Origin of the sequence: Flavobacterium ustbae (assembly GCF_003946915.1) — a bacterium.
GTDB lineage: Bacteria > Bacteroidota > Bacteroidia > Flavobacteriales > Flavobacteriaceae > Flavobacterium > Flavobacterium ustbae.
The window spans coordinates 45785-61636 of sequence record NZ_RPOC01000021.1 but is presented as its reverse complement, the minus strand read 5'-3'; the positions used below and the strand labels follow the sequence as shown (position 1 = coordinate 61636).

Here is a 15852-nt window from a genome sequence, read left to right as displayed (position 1 = left end):
TTAAAATTTTAAGGTTAAATACAAATTGAAATTGCGACCAGGCATTGGTCTGTTTTCTAAGCTTTCGTAATCCTTATTCAAAAGATTTAAAACTTGAAAACCTATTTTAAATGAATCCAAAAACTTAAGATCATAATCGATTCCGATATTTGAGATCGTATAATCATTAATAATTTCATCAGGATTATTGTCGGCTCTTGTATAAACAAATCCATTATAAAGAATTTGATAGTAAGCGCTTATTTTATTTCTAGAATAAGATATTGCTCCTGTAGCTTTATGAAAAGGAACAAAAAAGATCTGATTTTTCGTTTCTTCATCTTGAGAAACTGTATAAGCATAAGTTGCATTTAAGGCAAAAATGTTTTTGCCATAACTTTTTTTCCAACCCAATAAAGTCTCTGTTCCGTAGCTGTTTACTTTGTCTTGGTTCTGCGGAGTCCAAATGCCGTCTGAACCAGGAACCCACTGCAACATATCGGTAATTTTCATGTAATAAAAGTTCTGTGTCCAAGTCAGGTTTTTGAATGTGAAAACATTGCCAATTTCGCCTTGGTAAGAACTTTCAGGTTTTAGATCAGGATTGCCTCCTTGATCCCAATACAAATCGTTGTATGTCGGAATCCTGAAATTTTTAGAAATATTAAGTTTTAAATTGTACCAACTGTTGAATTTGTACGAAGATCCTATATTGAATAAAACAGGCGATTTGTAATTGTTGGTAAATTCTTTTCTGATTCCGAATTCGTTCTTCCAGTCAGCGCCAATATTTTGTCTGATCAATAAAGCTGCAGAACTTATTTCTCGAACGTGACTTCCAAAACTGGTTCCGTAACCGTTTGTTCGACTGTAATCTGCAATTCCGTTTATGTGTGTTGATTTGAATAAATGATAATCGATATCCAGCTTTGTTATCAAATTTTCGGTTTTTCCGTAGGTAAAATATTTTGAAGCATTGTCAGCAAAATATTGGTAGTTTTCGAAAATATAAGCGGTTTTGAAATTGGTTTTCAGTTTTCCGAAAGTTCCATCATATTCCAATAAGTTTCGATTAAAACCATTTACATATTTACTTTTCGTTTCAGATTCTGTCACCAAAGAAGTATTGCGATCGGTGTTGGAAGTCTGGCTGTAAAGTTTTAAAATATGATTTTCGTCGAATTTATATCCCGCATTGGCGCTTAAAGTAATAATATCATATTGCCCGTTTTGGTTCCAGCGCTGTTCGCCTCTCCACGTATAACGATTTAAATATTTATAGTCGTTTGTCGAACTGTTTTTCGAAAGTCCGATTTGAGCGCTCCATTTTTTGTTGGAAATAGAAGTTTTATAATTAATCCCAATTGTATTAAAACTACCGTAATCAAGTCTTAAATTATTCTCAAAACGATTAAAAAATAACAAATCGTTATTTAAATGCACTGTTCCTCCAACGGCACCGCTTCCGTAAATCACACTTCCACCGCCCGCTTTTACACTTATCGAATTATAATCGGAACCCGAAATTGTATTAAAATCTGTACTTCCGTTCATCTGAGAATTAATATTTATTCCGTTCCAAATAACAGCTGTCTGAGAAGAAGTTGTTCCTCTAAAAGAAACTGTAGAAAGCATTCCGCGTCCGTATTCTTTAAAATATAAAGTCGAATTAAAGTTTAATAAATCGGTTAGAAGCGCTTCATTTTTATTGATTACAGAATCGTTTAATTTTAAAACAGACTGCGAAACGGAGTAGTTTTTTAAATTTTTGTCTGAAACAAAAACTTCTTTAAGGCTGGTAATAGAATCGCTTTGCGCCGAAATAATCTGGCACATTACAAATAATAAAAAAGTAAAAAGTCTATTTATAGTCATAATTTCTTCACTCTTTTTCCCGAGAGCTCGATAATTGTTACAAAGGCAGGTCTCCTGGCTTGCGTCTTGCTGTTTACCTTCCCATTCGCCGCGGCGGACAGTGGTTTGTAGTTTACAGCAAGCATTCGTTTTGAACTTAGCTTACAGTTGCGGGTACAGCTCAAGAATTTACTTGATTCCCTTTTAATGTGTTTTAAAATTAGAACACAACCTTAATTGGCTGCAAAGATAAAGTTAAAAATAGTGAATATTCAAATTTCTTTTAGGTTTCATAAAAAATTATAAATTATTTGCGCTAAAAATCAATTTTTATAACCTCTCCGAAATCGACTTTATTATTAAAAGCGTCTTTTAGCGGAAGCGAAGTTTGATGGCATAAAATGCTTCTTATAATTCCGGCGTGTGCAACAATAATGGCTGGCTGGTTTATTCCTGAAATTTTTTCAGATAAAAATTCTCCAACTCTTTCGTGCAATTCGATAAAAGATTCCCCATTTGAAACTTTGATATTCACAAAATCTTCCATCCACGGATTGAGTTCTTCGGGCGGAATTTCATTCCAAGTTTTCAATTCCCAATCGCCAAAGTTCATTTCCTTTAAGCGTTCGTCTTCCTGATAAGAAATGGCTTTAATGTTCTCTTGAATGTGTTTTGCTAAAACAGCACAACGCTTTAACGGACTAGAAAAAACAAGCGCTTCTGAAGGTAATTCTGAAATAATTCTACAGAAGATTTCATCGAAAGGCTCAGCAATATTGACATCAGATTGTCCGTAGCAAATACCTTTTTCGCAGATTGTTTCGGTATGACGAACTAGATAAATTTCCATAAAAATAAAATGCTTAAGTAAAATATGACTTCACAAACTTGTTGTGTGGCGCCAAGACAATCTCCTGTATAACCATCTATCCATTTTTGAAAATAATGGGCTAAAAAATATCTTGCTGCAAAAACAGGAATTATGACTAAAAGAAATTTTAAATCAAAATAAGAAAATACAATTAACGGAAGTAAACCGAAAAAGAAAGAACCAAAAACTTCTTTCCAAGTAGATTGTTTGGCAATTGGTTTGCTTTTGCTGGAAGCATCTTCACGAGAATATTCATGCGTAAAAATAATGCTAATTGCCGCCAGACGACTTAAAGAATGAGCAGAAATAAATAAAAGAAAAATTTTAAAAACTGCCATCGAATCATAAACTTGAAAGAGCAAAATAGATTCTGAAAGCAATTTGAATTTTAATAAAAAAAGCAAAACCAATCCGATGGCTCCGTAAGCGCCAATGGCACTGTCTTTCATAATCATTAAGATTTTTTCCTTCGTCCATCCGCCGCCAAAGCCATCGCAGACATCGGCAAATCCATCTTCGTGAAAAGCGCCCGTTGTTAAAATAGAAGCAATGATTGCTACTATTACAGCTGCCTCTGTAGATAAAAATAAGGCAAATAGGGAATAAGCTAAAAATGAAATACTCCCAACAATCCATCCAATAAAAGGAAAATATCTTGTGGCTTTATTTAAATAATCGGGATGATGCGTAATGTTTTTTGGACATGGAATTCTGGTGTAAAACATTAAACAGGTAAAGAAAATATGTAGTTCTTTTTTCATTTCATTATGATTAATTCAATCAGTTTTGTCATTCTGAGGAACGAAGAATCGCACTAGGAACTCCACAAAGTTTAGCTTCAATCTTTGTCGATTTGCGCGTGCGATTCTTCGTTCCTCAGAATGACAAAATTGCGAATAAATCTTGTTTAAGGAAAATATTTTATTTCCTACTCACTCCAGCACTTTCAAAACTAGCCATTTCATTCAAAAAAGCCTCAGCCGATTTCAAAATAGGAAAAGCAACGGCACAGCCAGTTCCTTCTCCCAAACGTAAATCTAAATTTAAAATAGGTTTTGCTTCTAAATATTGTAATAATTCTGAATGCGCTTTTTCTGCAGAGCAATGGCAAAAAACAGCATTTTTCCTGATGTTCGGATTCATTTTAAAAGCAATCAAATAAGCAACCGTGCAAATAAAACCATCAACCAGAATCAGCATATTATGATCAAAAGCTGCTAACATTCCGCCTGCCATTTGAAGAATTTCAAAACCTCCGAAATAAGAAAGTTTCGATAGAATTTCGGCTTGACCGGAATAATTTTCAATTGCTTTTTTGAGTATGTTTTGTTTCAGAATCAGTTTTTCGTTTTCGACTCCAGTTCCTTTTCCAATGCATTCTTCAATAGGAAATCCTGTCAAAATACTCATTAAAACAGAAGCGGTTGAAGTATTTCCAATTCCCATTTCGCCAAAGCCAATACAGTTAGAACCCGATTTTGCAATATTTTCGACAATCGATTTTCCTTTTTCGAAGCACAATTGAACTTCAGATTCGCTCATTGCGGGAACATGTAAAAAAGATTGCGTTCCTTTAGCGATTTTAGCATCGATTAGTTTTGCATTTGTTGGAAAATCGTAATTTACTCCAGCGTCTACAATAGATAATTCGATTTTGTTCTGTTTGCAGAATATGTTTATGGCCGCACCACCTTCCAGAAAATTAGTCACCATTTGGCGCGTAACATCTTGCGGATAGTCGCTCACGCCATGATTGGCAATTCCGTGATCGGCAGCAAAAACGACAATATTGGGTTTTACAATTTTAGGATTCAAAGTTTCAAAAACCGATGCCATTTGAAAAGCCAAAGATTCTAAAGTTCCCAAAGAACCCACAGGTTTAGTTTTGGAATCTATTTTGTCTTGTAAAAGAGAATGAAAATCAGATTTGTTTTGGATTTTATTTTCTGATTTCGAAACCAAATCTCCAATAGATATTGAATGAATTTCTTTAATTTCAGAACAAATAGGAGCTTCTGATTTTTGTTTCCAATGCAATTGTTGCAGCATTGGCTGATTGTTATAATTTGTTGCTGGTTTTCCGATGCAGAAATAACCAAGCGGCTCTATATTTTCGGGTAAATCAAGGATTTTTTTAAACTGATAATAATTTAAAATTGAAACCCAGCCCATTCCGTAACCTTGTTCTGTCAGCGAAAGCCAAATATTCTGAGCGGCACAAACCGAACTAAATTTTACCGCTTCGTTGCTGCCAATTGTCCCAATGGTAAACTGATTCAGGACTGAACGGTCATAAGCAATAACAAGTCCAATAGGCGCTTCTTCAATTGCTTCTAGTTTTAGCGATCTGTAAAGTTCTTTCTGTTCAGGATTGTCGGTACGTTCTTCGGCTTTTTTATTGTAATCTAAAAAGAGCTTTTTAATAGACGCTTTAACTTCATCCGATTTAATCAGATAATATCTTGTAGCATCAGTCAAACCGACCGATGGAGCCCAATGTCCAGCCTGTAGCGCTTTTTGGATTACTTCGTCGGGCACTTCATCTGCTGTAAAATGTCGGGTGTCGCGGCGTGATTTTAAGATATCGTCTAGGTTACTCATTTTAAATTCCAATTTTTTAAATTGCTTCGCCAGTTCGCTGACGCTCGTGTCCAAATTCCAAATTGAGAAATTAAAAACATTCTAGTAAAGGTAAAGCATAGCTTTGGAATTTGGTCCCGAAACTTCGGGAAAAAATTGGAATTTACTTTTAAGTTATTGGAATTTAACCTTTTATTTTAACCGGAATTCCAGAAACCATCAACACAACTTCATCAGCATTTGCCGCAATAAATTGATTCATCCAGCCTTGAAGTTCGACAAACTTTCTTCCGATATGAGTTTCGGCATGAACGCCCATTCCGATTTCATTTGTTACGATAATGATATTCGCATTTTCTTGTTTAGCAATCGCAAGAAATTCTTTTTTTGCTTCTTCTAAACTTAAAGCCACATCGTTTTTATTGTCAACAAAAAAATTAGTCAGCCAAAGCGTTATGCAGTCAATTAAAGCCGTTTTTCCAGAAAAATCAATTTCGCTTAAATATTTTTCTTTTTCAATATTAGTCCAATGTTCATCCCTTTCTTGCTGATGACGGTCAATTCGATTTTGAAAATCAGCGTCCCATTTTCTAGCAGTTGCAACATATAAAGGAGAATTGGAAAGCTCTAAAGCCAATTTTTGGGCATAAGCACTTTTGCCAGAACGTTCGCCGCCAGTGATCAAGTAAATCATTTTGATTAATTATGAATTTTAAATTATGAATTATGGCAAGTTATAAATTAATTATCAAGACAGCTTATAATTCATAATTTATAATTCATAACTCATAATTACTTGTAGGGGCAATGTCGGCAGTTATTTCCGCAACAGCTTCCTCTTTTGAGATGAAACCAAGCTTTAAAAACATAGTTGCCATTTTCGATGTAATAATCGATTCCTTCAATTAAATTATCGGTTTTTGGCAAAAACATAGCTTTATTGTTAAGAGCCTTTTTTGGAGTTACGGTTTCGACATAAGCATCAATTTTATCTTCGCAAGCTTCCTTAAAACATGTGGGACAAAGGCAGTCGCCTCCATCTGAAAGAGTGAAAATAGGTGGAAAATCGTTACACCAGCATTTATTTTCTAGTGAAGTGTCGCCGCAGGAAAAAGCAGTTTCACAACTGGAGCAGATTTTTGTTTTTGGTACATTCATCAAATAAAAGGCTATTTGTTTAAATTTGTAGGAATAAAGGTAAACAAAAAAAATAGAAATTGATTTACCTTTGTGAACACACAAAAGATAAAACATGAAATATTTTTTCCATAAATTACAAGTCCTTTGTTTACTTTTTATAGTAATCAGCTGTAAAAAAAATGAAGCGCAAGATACTGTAAAATCTGAAACTGCTAAAGAAAGCATCGAATTTGCTTCTGGACTTTCTATCGTAAAAAACGAAGGATATTCCATTGTAAAAGTCAGCAATCCGTGGCCAAACGCTAAAGGAAAATTCACTTATATTTTAGAAGAAAAAGAAGCGCAAATTCCAGATAGCTTAAAAAAATATCCTTCGATAAAAGTTCCTCTCGAAACCATTGTGGTCACTTCAACAACCAATATTCCTTTCTTGGAAATGCTCGAAGTAGAAAATAAATTGGTCGGATTTCCCCATACCGATTATATTTCTTCGGAAAAAACCAGAGCATTAATTGATAAAGGTTCGGTGAAAAACGTTGGACAAAATGAAAAATTGAATATCGAACAATTGATTGAATTGTCACCAAATTTGATTGTTACGTTTGGTATTGATAACAATAATCCGATGTTGGATAATCTTAAAAAAAGTGGGTTGAATGTGCTAATTCAAGGCGATTGGATGGAACAATCTCCGCTTGGAAAAGCAGAATGGATTAAACTTTATGGGGCTTTGTTTGGAAAAGAAGAGAAAGCGAAAGAGCTATTTGATAAAATCGTAGACAGTTACAATCAGGCAAAAAAACTGGTTCAAGATAAACCTGCAACTTCAAAGGTTTTATATGGCTCTATGTACGAAGATGTTTGGTACGTGGCTAAAGGGAACAGCTGGGTAGCGCGGTTTATGAAAGATGCCAAATCTAATTATTTGTGGGCAGATCTTGAAGGTACAGGAAGCGAAGGTTTGTCTTTTGAAAAAGTTTTGGACAAAGCGAAAGATGCCAATGTGTGGATTGCTTCGGGATCTTTTAAAAGTTTGGATGAATTGCAAAAAGCAAATCCGCATTATGGCGAATTTGATGCTTTTAAAAATAAGAGCGTTTACAATTTTGAAGGAAAATTGGGAGCAACAGGCGGAACCATTTATTACGAATTAGCACCAAGCCGTCCAGATCTAGTATTGAAAGATTATATAAAGATTTTCCATCCTGATTTATTGGCGAGCTACGAATTTACTTTTGCCTCTAAACTGAACTAATTTTGGTAAACAAAACACGAAATACCATTTTATTTGCCGTTTTGGCTTTAAGTCTTTTACTGATGTTTTTTGCTAGCATTAGTTTAGGGTCGGTTACCATTCCGTTAAAAGATGTTTTGGCAAGTTTAACCGGCGGACAAGCCACAAAATCAACTTGGGAATATATTATTATAAATTACCGTTTGCCAAAAGCGATTACTGCCGTTTTAGTCGGAACTGGACTTTCAATGAGCGGACTTCTGATGCAGACTTTATTTCGTAATCCGCTTGCGGGGCCTTATGTTTTAGGATTAAGTTCTGGCGCAAGTCTAGGGGTTGCTTTTGTGATTTTAGGAGCCGGATTTCTGCCTTCTTTTTTAAGCGTAATTGCATTGTCTTCGTACGGAATTGTTTTAGCATCGACTTTAGGTAGTACTTTGGTTTTATTTCTGGTTTTAGTCGTTTCGCAGCGTTTGCGCGATACAATGGCAATCTTAATTGTTGGATTGATGTTCGGAAGTTTTACAACGGCAATTGTTAGCGTTTTAACTTATTTTAGCACAGCAGAACAGCTGCAGAAGTTTACTTTCTGGTCAATGGGAAATCTAGGAAATCTTTCTTGGACAACTATTGTCATTTTAACGTTCTGCGTGACGATTGGTTTGCTGCTAAGTGCCAAAAGTATAAAACCGTTAAACGCATTGCTCTTGGGTGAAAACTATGCAAAAAGCATGGGATTAAATTTTAAACAGGCAAGACTAATAATCATTTTTGCAACCAGCATTTTATCTGGAGCCATTACAGCATTTGCAGGTCCAATCGCTTTCGTTGGTTTAGCAGTGCCTCACATAGCAAAACTGACTTTTCAAACCAGTAATCATACCATATTATTCTGGAGCACTTTATTTTTCGGGTCTATTATAATGCTCTTTTGTGATATCGTTTCGCAAATGCCAGGCTTTGAGGTGACGCTTCCAATAAATGCAGTTACTTCTATAATTGGCGCGCCGGTTGTGGTTTGGCTTTTAGTTAGAAAAAGAAATATTTGATGATTACTTAGCCACAGATTAAAAAGATTATTAGGATTATAACGTTCGTAGAGAAAACTTAGAACCTTAGCACCTCAGTAACTTAGCACCTTAAAAAATGAAAACAATTTTATCAACTTCAAATTTAACGATTGGATACAAATCCAAGAAAGGCGTTACGACTATTGCTGAGAATTTAAATCTAAATTTAGCTTCGGGAAAACTAATTACTCTAATAGGAGCAAACGGAATAGGAAAATCAACATTACTGCGAACCATTACCGGAATTCAGAAACCATTATCAGGAAATGTTTATTTGAATGAAAGAAATATTTCTGATTATCAGCCTTTAGAATTAGCGCAAAATTTGAGTTTAGTTTTAACTGAAAAATTGCCACCAAGTAATCTTTCTGTTTTTGAATTGGTGGCGCTAGGCCGCCAGCCGTATACCAATTGGGTTGATAAATTATCTGACGAAGATATTAAGAAAGTTCATGAAGCAATGAGTTTAACGCAAATCGAACATTTAGCCTCAAAAAAACATTTTCAGATTAGCGACGGACAATTGCAGAAAGCTTTAATTGCACGAGCTTTGGCACAAGATACGCCATTAATTATTCTGGACGAACCAACAACACATTTGGATTTATTGCATAAAGTTTCATTATTCAAACTACTAAAAAAACTGACCCAGGAAACTCAAAAATGCATTTTGTTTTCTACACATGATATTGATCTGGCGATTCAGTTAAGCGACGAAATGATCATAATGACGCCAGAAAATATTGTACAAGATCAGCCTTGTAATTTAATTTCGAATGGAAGTTTTAGCAATTTATTCAAAGACGAACATATTGTCTTTGATGCTGAAAAAGGGAAGTTTATTGTGAGTTAACAATTCTTGTATGTCCTGCAAGGTTTTTAAAACCTTGCAGGAGTTCGAAATAATTATTTCTTCAATCCAATTTGTCTCTTCGCTTCACCAATTACAAACGCAACCGAATTGGCAATATTAAAACTGCGAATAAGCGGAGACATCGGAATCGTTAAATGATTTTCGAATCTCTCCATAAACTCCTTGCTCAAACCGACACTTTCTTTTCCGAAAACCAGCCAGTCACCATCCTGAAATTCGTTTTCCAAATAAGATTTATCAGAATGTGAACTCATCAAAAATACACGCGAATGATCTGGAATCTGTGCAATCCATTCTTCTACATTTTGGTATTCGGTAACATCAAGATGAACCCAATAATCCAATCCCGAACGTTTTAGGTTTTTGTCGTTAATTACAAATCCGAACGGATGAATTAAATGAAGTCGGCTTTCTGTGCCCACGCACAATCTACCGATATTTCCGGTATTATTTGGTATTTCTGGTTCTACAAGAACTACGTTTAGCATTTTGTTTTTTTTAAAGGTTCAAAGAAACAAAGGAACAAAGTTGCAGAGATGCAAAAATTATCTAATTATCAAATTGGCACATTATCTAATTGTCTAATTGAAAATCGGCAACTTCTAGAACTTCACCGGCTTTTAGATTTTGCAAATATACATTTCCTATTCGAACACGAACGAGACGAAGAGTCGGAAAACCAACTGCAGCAGTCATTTTTCGCACTTGACGAAATTTGCCCTCACGAACGGTTATAGAAGCCCAAGAAGTCGGACCATGACGCTCGTCTCTAATTTTTTTGGCTCTCGGTCCAAAATCAGGAATTTCTGTTACAATAGAAGCTTTACAGCGTTTGGTTTTGTATTTTCCGCCATCAAGACCAATTTCAACGCCATTTTGCAGTTTTTCAATAGCTTCGGGAGTAATTATACCATCAACCTGAACATAATATTCCTTGTCTACTTTTTTGCTGCGAACCAATTCGCTCATGTTTCCGTCGGTTGTCAGTAAAAGCAATCCTTCAGAATCTTCATCCAATCTTCCAATTGCCATTGTTCTGGCAGGAAAATCATACAGTTCGCCCAAAAGCTTTTTCTTTCGTTTTAGCTCATATATAAACTGACTTAGATAGCCGTATGGTTTAAAAAGAATAAAATGTCTGTGCATGCCTTTATTTTAGAATGCAAAGATAGTTTTGTTTGTAGAGATTAAAAGTAAAATCAATTCAAATTCGACTGTTTCATCTTTTTCAGCCATTGATATACAAACCAAATTACCGTGAAGCCAAATATTACAAGTAATAAAGTATAATAATCTTTAAAGAAATCATGAAAATAACTTCCAATTAAAAGATAAGCAGAAGCCATACAAAGTTTGATACCGACAAATTCGGCATTTGACCAGCTGGTTTTGACTTTGAAGAAATTCATATATAACTAATTTAAGTGATATTGATTTTGGAAAAAGTTTCAAAACTATTTTTTTATTAAAGAATAGTTTAATTCCGATTGGATTATTTTTCTGTTTTTATCCAAAAGATAAAGCTTTTCAGGATTTTTGCTGTAATAGCCGTAATAGATTTGTTTGTCTTCTGGTTGATCCCAATTTAGGACATAAATAGTTCCGTCCGGATCATTTTCTAAACCTCTTTCCGTATTAAAATTTCCTTTTTGTGTAAAAGTATTATTAGGCTGTTTTCCTTCGTAAGTGCTTATCAGTTCAAACTTATTATTTTGTGAAACGCTGTAATCATTGTAAATTTTTAGAACAGTTTTTATACCGCTGCAATCTGCACAAGGCAATGTTCCTTCAAATAGAGTGGTTTTACTAAAATTGTTAATTTCCTTTTTTCTTTCCGTTTTTGGATTTTCTTGTTTGATCTGTTTATTGCAAGAAAGAGCAATGAATAAAACAATGGCTAAGAGGATAAATTTTTTCATGATTATAGCTTACTAAATTCACTGCTAATTTATGTAAGAAAATTACATTATTAAGCCAAAGCAATGTTAAATGACTTATTTTTCAGCCTAAGAATTCGTAATATTATAATACTAATGAAAAACGATATTGTCATGGAAAATAATAATTTAGGAACAAAAAAGATAAACGGAACTCAAAAAAATATCGATGAAAAAGGAACAAATGTTTCTCATGATGATGATTTGAAGGATCCGAAATTAAATAGAGAAATGGTTACCGATTCTGATGGCAATAAAAAAATTGTCGAAAGAGCTAGAAACGAAAACGAAGACATTCCGAAAAAAATACCAAAGGTTTCCAAAGATAATCCGAATTCAAATCGCGGCGTTGCGACAGAAAAAGAGGCGGAAAAAACGGTAGAAAACAAAGATCATAATTCTGATATAACACCAAATCGATACCCAAATTCGCATCCGGATAATCATAAGGATCGTGGAAACATGAAATTGGATGATGAGGAATAATACAATACAAAATTTTAAGCAAAATCGAGTCAATTTAGTGTCAAATAACATAACATTAGCGGTAAGCGTTAATGTTATTGTAAACTCTTTTTAAAGCTTCTGTATCGCTGTAGATCTTCGTAAATTAGAGGAATCAATTTAAAAATATAATAAAATGGCACTTTTAGAAAATAAAGTAGCTTTTGTATCTGGCGGTGGATCAGGAATCGGTCGTGCAGTAGCAGAAGCATACGCTCGAGAAGGAGCAAAAGTAGTAGTATCTGATATAAATGTAGAGCACGGTGAAGAAACCGTAAAAACAATAAAAGAAAAGGGCGGAGAAGCTTTTTTTGTAAAAGGAGATTCGTCGAGTGCCATTGACAATAAACATATGGTTGAAGTTACAGTTTCAAAATACGGCCGATTGGATATTGCTTGCAACAATGCAGGAATGGGAGGCCCGGCAAAGCCAACAGGAGAATACGAGCCTGAGGCTTGGGATAAAGTAATTGCTCTTAATTTAAACGGTGTTTTCTATGCGTGTCGTTACCAATTAGAACAAATGGAGAAAAACGGCGGCGGAAGCATCGTAAATATCGCTTCGATTCACGGACAAGTTGCTGCACCGCTTAGCCCAGCGTATACAGCTTCTAAGCATGCTGTTGTTGGTTTGACAAAAAATATAGCGGTAGAATATGCACAGAAAAACATTCGATGCAATGCTGTTGGACCAGGTTATATTGAAACAGCACTTTTAAAAGATAATTTGAATAAAGATATGATGCAGGCCGTGGCTTCAAAATCTGCCATGAACCGTTTAGGAACAGCAGAAGAAATTGCCGAGCTGGTAACATTTCTAAGTTCTGAAAAATCTTCTTTCACCACAGGAAGTTATATAATAGCCGATGGAGGTTATACAGCAGTTTAGGATTTTTAGAGTAAATAACATAACAGTTGGAAGAGCAGTAAGCAAAAGTTTACTGCTTTTTTTATGCAAATATTTTTTTGAACCCTTCTAAATCAATATCGTTATGATTAGTTAAAAGAAAGAAATGTTCTAGTTGCCATTTCTGAGTTTTTTGTGCTTGTTTGCTAACAGTTTCATCCCACGGCGGATAAACTCTCGTGGCTCTAATTCCTTCTTTATTTGGAGTAGAAAAAATACCTTTTTCTAATGCTGTTTTCTTCGGAAAAATAAATTGTCCCCAATTTTCATCTTTTCGAATATTCACTATAACAAAATCAATATCGTCAGCGTAATCAAAAGGCTCAATAATACCCGTCTGATTTCGTTTCCATAAAGTAACAAATTGTCCAATTTTGGTTGGAGTGATTTTGGCTTCTCTATAACAGATATTTTTGCTGTTTAAAGCAAAACGAAAGGCATTATATTCTTGACTTTCGGCTTCTTTTTCCAGAGAAGTGAGTTGTAATTCGGTTTTGTCAAAAATGATTTCTTTGCTTAATAATAAATCAGATGAAGCGGTACTAATACTCATAAAAAGGAGCTCTAAAGTTTTTCTGAAAATTACTGCAAATTCATTTTAGAAAGAAAAATTTAAACCAAAATTTAATCCCCATTGAAATTGGTTGAAAGACTGGTTGTTTAACGGATTGATATAATAATTTACAGCAGGTTCAACAAAAACATTGGTTTTTTTGTACACTTGATACTGAACCGTACTGCTCAAGGTAGAACCATAAACGTAATTATTGGCATCAATGTTTTCGCCAATAGAATGCCCATCTAAGGCTACATTGTTAGAAATTAGTTTGCCGACAAAACCTCCTGTATTTAAATTAATGCGGGCCTTATTTCTATTAAATACAGAATAAGAAACTTCCAATGGCATTTCTAGATATCTTAAACTTTGATCCAAACTTCCGCTTTGTACATTATCGCTTTTCAAAGCTTCTTTGGTACTGTTTGAAACAAAAAGATATTCTGAATTTCCTACTGGAGCCGCATCATTTGTTAAAGCAGATGCGCCAGGAACAAAAAGAGCATTGTTTTTGGCATTTATATAAGAAACATTGGCAACACTTTGACCTAATTCATTAAATTTCAGTCCAGAACTTACAGCCCATTTTTTATTAATGTAATACTTTGTTTTAACGCCATAAGTGCTAGATTGTTTAGAATCGTTTACGTTTCCTAAAGTTTTTTCGTTTTTAGTGTTTTCAGAACTGGCAACACCAGCAAAAACAGCAAGATTCCATCTTTCTTTAGGATCAATTTTTTTATCCTTTTTCTCTTTCTTGTCTTTTTCTGCTTCTGGGGTCGAAATTCCTTTTTCTAAATTTTGTAATTCTGCCAGCTGTGCCGAATCAACTTTGGTTAAAGCATTGCTATCGAACTTCGAATTATCTTTAAAGCCGTTGTTGATATTAGTTTTTAAATTGTTTTTCAAATTATCTTTAGAATCGCTTTTGTAGGCAAGTTCTGCAGAAGTATTTTCATAGACAGCTTTTGCTTTGGCTGTATTTTGTTTCGAGATGTTTGAGCTTGCATCTGAAGCTGCATTATTAAAAGCAATATTGGAGTTCGTTTTAGCATTCAATTTTTCCTCAAAGATAGAGTTCGAAAGCTGTTTTTCTGCTTTCGAATTAAATTTGTTTGATTTGCCAAACGCAACTCTTTCTTCAGAAATTCCTTTATGAGAAGATTTGCTATTTGAGGATTTAGCTGTACTTTCTAAAACAGATTTTTTAGAAGATTTATTAATAGATTTTTCTTCTAATGAAACAGAATTCTGAAATGCAACAGATTGGTTCGGAGCATTGGCCGGACTTGGAGCATTGTACTTATAATCTTTTTTATTGTTTTTGTTTGTAGAATTTGAATGCGCCACAGCAGTCTCTTCAACTTGAATTCCTGATCCTGTATTGAATTGATTTTTTATAGCAGAATTTTCACTTAAAGAATCAGCTGCTTTGGAATTATTTTTATTTTGACCTCCATTTTTGCTATCAGGAGAGTCGCTTGTTTTTTTGTCAAGCACAACACTATTAGTACTGTTTTCTAGTTTGCCATTGTTAAGATTGATATTTTCAGGCGAACCAGTAAAATGTAAAATTGAAGGTAGAAGCAACCCTAATAATAAGCATGCAGCAGCCGACCACCAAAGAACAACTCTCTTCTTCTTTTTGGGTTTGTCTAATTTTTCTTCAATCTGACTCCATAATTCCGGTGGCGGAACAGTGGAAAAGTCTTCCATTGATGAAAAAATATCTTCTATTTTTTGCTTCTTCATGCTGTTTTAAAATTTTTTATGCTCAAAATTCGCTTTTGTAATATATGTTTAGCGCGGTTTAAATTTGATTTGGATGTTCCTTCGGAGATTTTTAGTAGTTCGGCAATTTCTCGGTGTTTCATTTTTTCGAACACATACAAGTTAAAAACCGTTCGATATTGATCTGGTAAATCCCGAATGTACTCTAGCAGTTTTTCCTGTTCTATCGGGATAGCTTCTAGTTCTTCTTCTTCGACAAAATCGGTGTCGGGATCAAAAACATCTAAAAAGAAACTCTCTTTTTTCTTTTTATTTAAAGTTTCGATGAGTTTATTTATAAAAATCCGTTTCAGCCAACCTTCAAAACTTCCTTCAAATTTATACTGGCTTATTTTCTGAAATGCAATTACAAAGGCCTCTTGAAATACATCTTTCGCATCATCTTCGTTTTTCATATACTTCAAACAAATGCCATATAAAACAGGAGAGAACAGCTGATAAATTTTCAGCTGTCCCTCCCTGTCATTTTTCATGCACAGTTTGATATATTTTTCTAACTCGTCTTTCAAGAAATGGTTTAAATTTGATTTTGCAAAAATAGTTCTAAATAGCTTA

General features: G+C 34.4%; 18 protein-coding genes and 1 riboswitch. Of the genes, 5 read left to right on the top strand and 13 right to left on the bottom strand.

Annotated elements, in window-relative coordinates; translation table 11 throughout:
* The 6 genes from EG814_RS19010 to EG814_RS18985 form a co-directional block, all read right to left on the bottom strand.
* Positions 1-1854 (bottom strand): TonB-dependent receptor plug domain-containing protein, encoded by a 1854-nt coding sequence (locus EG814_RS19010; protein ID WP_125723457.1) that lies wholly within the window; start codon positions 1852-1854, stop codon positions 1-3.
* Between the two features lie 27 nt (positions 1855-1881).
* Positions 1882-2084: riboswitch (cobalamin riboswitch) on the bottom strand.
* Between the two features lie 65 nt (positions 2085-2149).
* A complete protein-coding gene (gene cobC, locus EG814_RS19005; RefSeq protein ID WP_125723456.1) occupies positions 2150-2683 on the bottom strand; it encodes an alpha-ribazole phosphatase in 534 nt (177 codons plus the stop codon).
* Positions 2668-3465 (bottom strand): adenosylcobinamide-GDP ribazoletransferase, encoded by a 798-nt coding sequence (locus tag EG814_RS19000; protein ID WP_125723455.1) that lies wholly within the window; start codon positions 3463-3465, stop codon positions 2668-2670. Before EG814_RS19000 ends, cobC begins: the two co-directional genes overlap by 16 nt.
* A 160-nt stretch (positions 3466-3625) precedes the next feature.
* Positions 3626-5305, bottom strand: a complete 1680-nt coding sequence (gene cobT, locus EG814_RS18995) for a nicotinate-nucleotide--dimethylbenzimidazole phosphoribosyltransferase (protein ID WP_125723454.1) — start codon at positions 5303-5305, stop codon at positions 3626-3628.
* A 163-nt stretch (positions 5306-5468) separates the two neighbouring features.
* Positions 5469-5978 carry a bifunctional adenosylcobinamide kinase/adenosylcobinamide-phosphate guanylyltransferase gene (gene cobU / locus EG814_RS18990; RefSeq protein ID WP_125723453.1) on the bottom strand — a complete coding sequence of 170 codons (510 nt, stop codon included), beginning with the start codon at positions 5976-5978 and terminating at the stop codon, positions 5469-5471.
* Between the two features lie 98 nt (positions 5979-6076).
* Complete coding sequence (locus EG814_RS18985) at positions 6077-6442, bottom strand: DUF5522 domain-containing protein (protein ID WP_125723452.1); 366 nt, start codon at positions 6440-6442, stop codon at positions 6077-6079.
* A gap of 94 nt (positions 6443-6536) precedes the next feature.
* Between EG814_RS18985 and EG814_RS18980 the strand changes: the two genes are divergently transcribed.
* The 3 genes from EG814_RS18980 (at position 6537) to EG814_RS18970 (ending at position 9581) form a co-directional block, all read left to right on the top strand.
* Positions 6537-7679 (top strand): ABC transporter substrate-binding protein, encoded by a 1143-nt coding sequence (locus EG814_RS18980; protein WP_125723451.1) that lies wholly within the window; start codon positions 6537-6539, stop codon positions 7677-7679.
* Between the two features lie 62 nt (positions 7680-7741).
* On the top strand, positions 7742-8707 hold the full coding sequence (locus EG814_RS18975; protein WP_164515347.1) for an iron ABC transporter permease: 966 nt from the start codon (positions 7742-7744) through the stop codon (positions 8705-8707).
* Between the two features lie 97 nt (positions 8708-8804).
* Complete coding sequence (locus tag EG814_RS18970; protein ID WP_125723449.1) at positions 8805-9581, top strand: ABC transporter ATP-binding protein; 777 nt, start codon at positions 8805-8807, stop codon at positions 9579-9581.
* A gap of 53 nt (positions 9582-9634) precedes the next feature.
* Here the strand turns inward: EG814_RS18970 and EG814_RS18965 are convergent, their stop codons facing one another.
* The 4 genes from EG814_RS18965 to EG814_RS18950 all read right to left on the bottom strand — a co-directional run bounded on the left by EG814_RS18965 (position 9635) and on the right by EG814_RS18950 (position 11521).
* Positions 9635-10090 (bottom strand): tRNA (cytidine(34)-2'-O)-methyltransferase, encoded by a 456-nt coding sequence (locus EG814_RS18965; protein ID WP_125723448.1) that lies wholly within the window; start codon positions 10088-10090, stop codon positions 9635-9637.
* An 85-nt stretch (positions 10091-10175) separates the two neighbouring features.
* Positions 10176-10748 (bottom strand): pseudouridine synthase, encoded by a 573-nt coding sequence (locus EG814_RS18960; protein WP_125723447.1) that lies wholly within the window; start codon positions 10746-10748, stop codon positions 10176-10178.
* A gap of 53 nt (positions 10749-10801) precedes the next feature.
* A complete protein-coding gene (locus EG814_RS18955) occupies positions 10802-11011 on the bottom strand; it encodes a hypothetical protein (RefSeq protein WP_125723446.1) in 210 nt (69 codons plus the stop codon).
* Positions 11012-11056: 45 nt separating this feature from the next.
* Complete coding sequence (locus EG814_RS18950; RefSeq protein WP_125723445.1) at positions 11057-11521, bottom strand: copper resistance protein NlpE; 465 nt, start codon at positions 11519-11521, stop codon at positions 11057-11059.
* 132 nt (positions 11522-11653) lie between these two features.
* Between EG814_RS18950 and EG814_RS18945 the strand changes: the two genes are divergently transcribed.
* Positions 11654-12025: a hypothetical protein gene (locus EG814_RS18945; protein ID WP_125723444.1), complete on the top strand. Its 372-nt coding sequence runs from the start codon at positions 11654-11656 to the stop codon at positions 12023-12025.
* A 154-nt stretch (positions 12026-12179) separates the two neighbouring features.
* Entirely contained in the window at positions 12180-12932 is a 753-nt protein-coding gene (locus EG814_RS18940; RefSeq protein WP_125723443.1) for an SDR family NAD(P)-dependent oxidoreductase, read from the top strand.
* Positions 12933-12993: 61 nt separating this feature from the next.
* Here EG814_RS18940 and EG814_RS18935 read toward each other — a convergent pair whose 3' ends face one another.
* Genes EG814_RS18935 through EG814_RS18925 form a run of 3 tightly spaced genes read right to left on the bottom strand, consistent with a single transcriptional unit; the run spans position 12994 to position 15770 of the window.
* The gene (locus EG814_RS18935) at positions 12994-13503 is read right to left on the bottom strand and encodes a MepB family protein (RefSeq protein WP_125723442.1); all 510 of its coding nucleotides are present in this window, start codon (positions 13501-13503) and stop codon (positions 12994-12996) included.
* A gap of 45 nt (positions 13504-13548) precedes the next feature.
* Positions 13549-15258, bottom strand: coding sequence for a hypothetical protein (locus EG814_RS18930; RefSeq protein ID WP_125723441.1), 1710 nt, complete (start codon positions 15256-15258; stop codon positions 13549-13551).
* On the bottom strand, positions 15255-15770 hold the full coding sequence (locus tag EG814_RS18925; RefSeq protein WP_235831011.1) for an RNA polymerase sigma factor: 516 nt from the start codon (positions 15768-15770) through the stop codon (positions 15255-15257). Before EG814_RS18925 ends, EG814_RS18930 begins: the two co-directional genes overlap by 4 nt.
* Positions 15771-15852 lie beyond the last annotated feature (82 nt).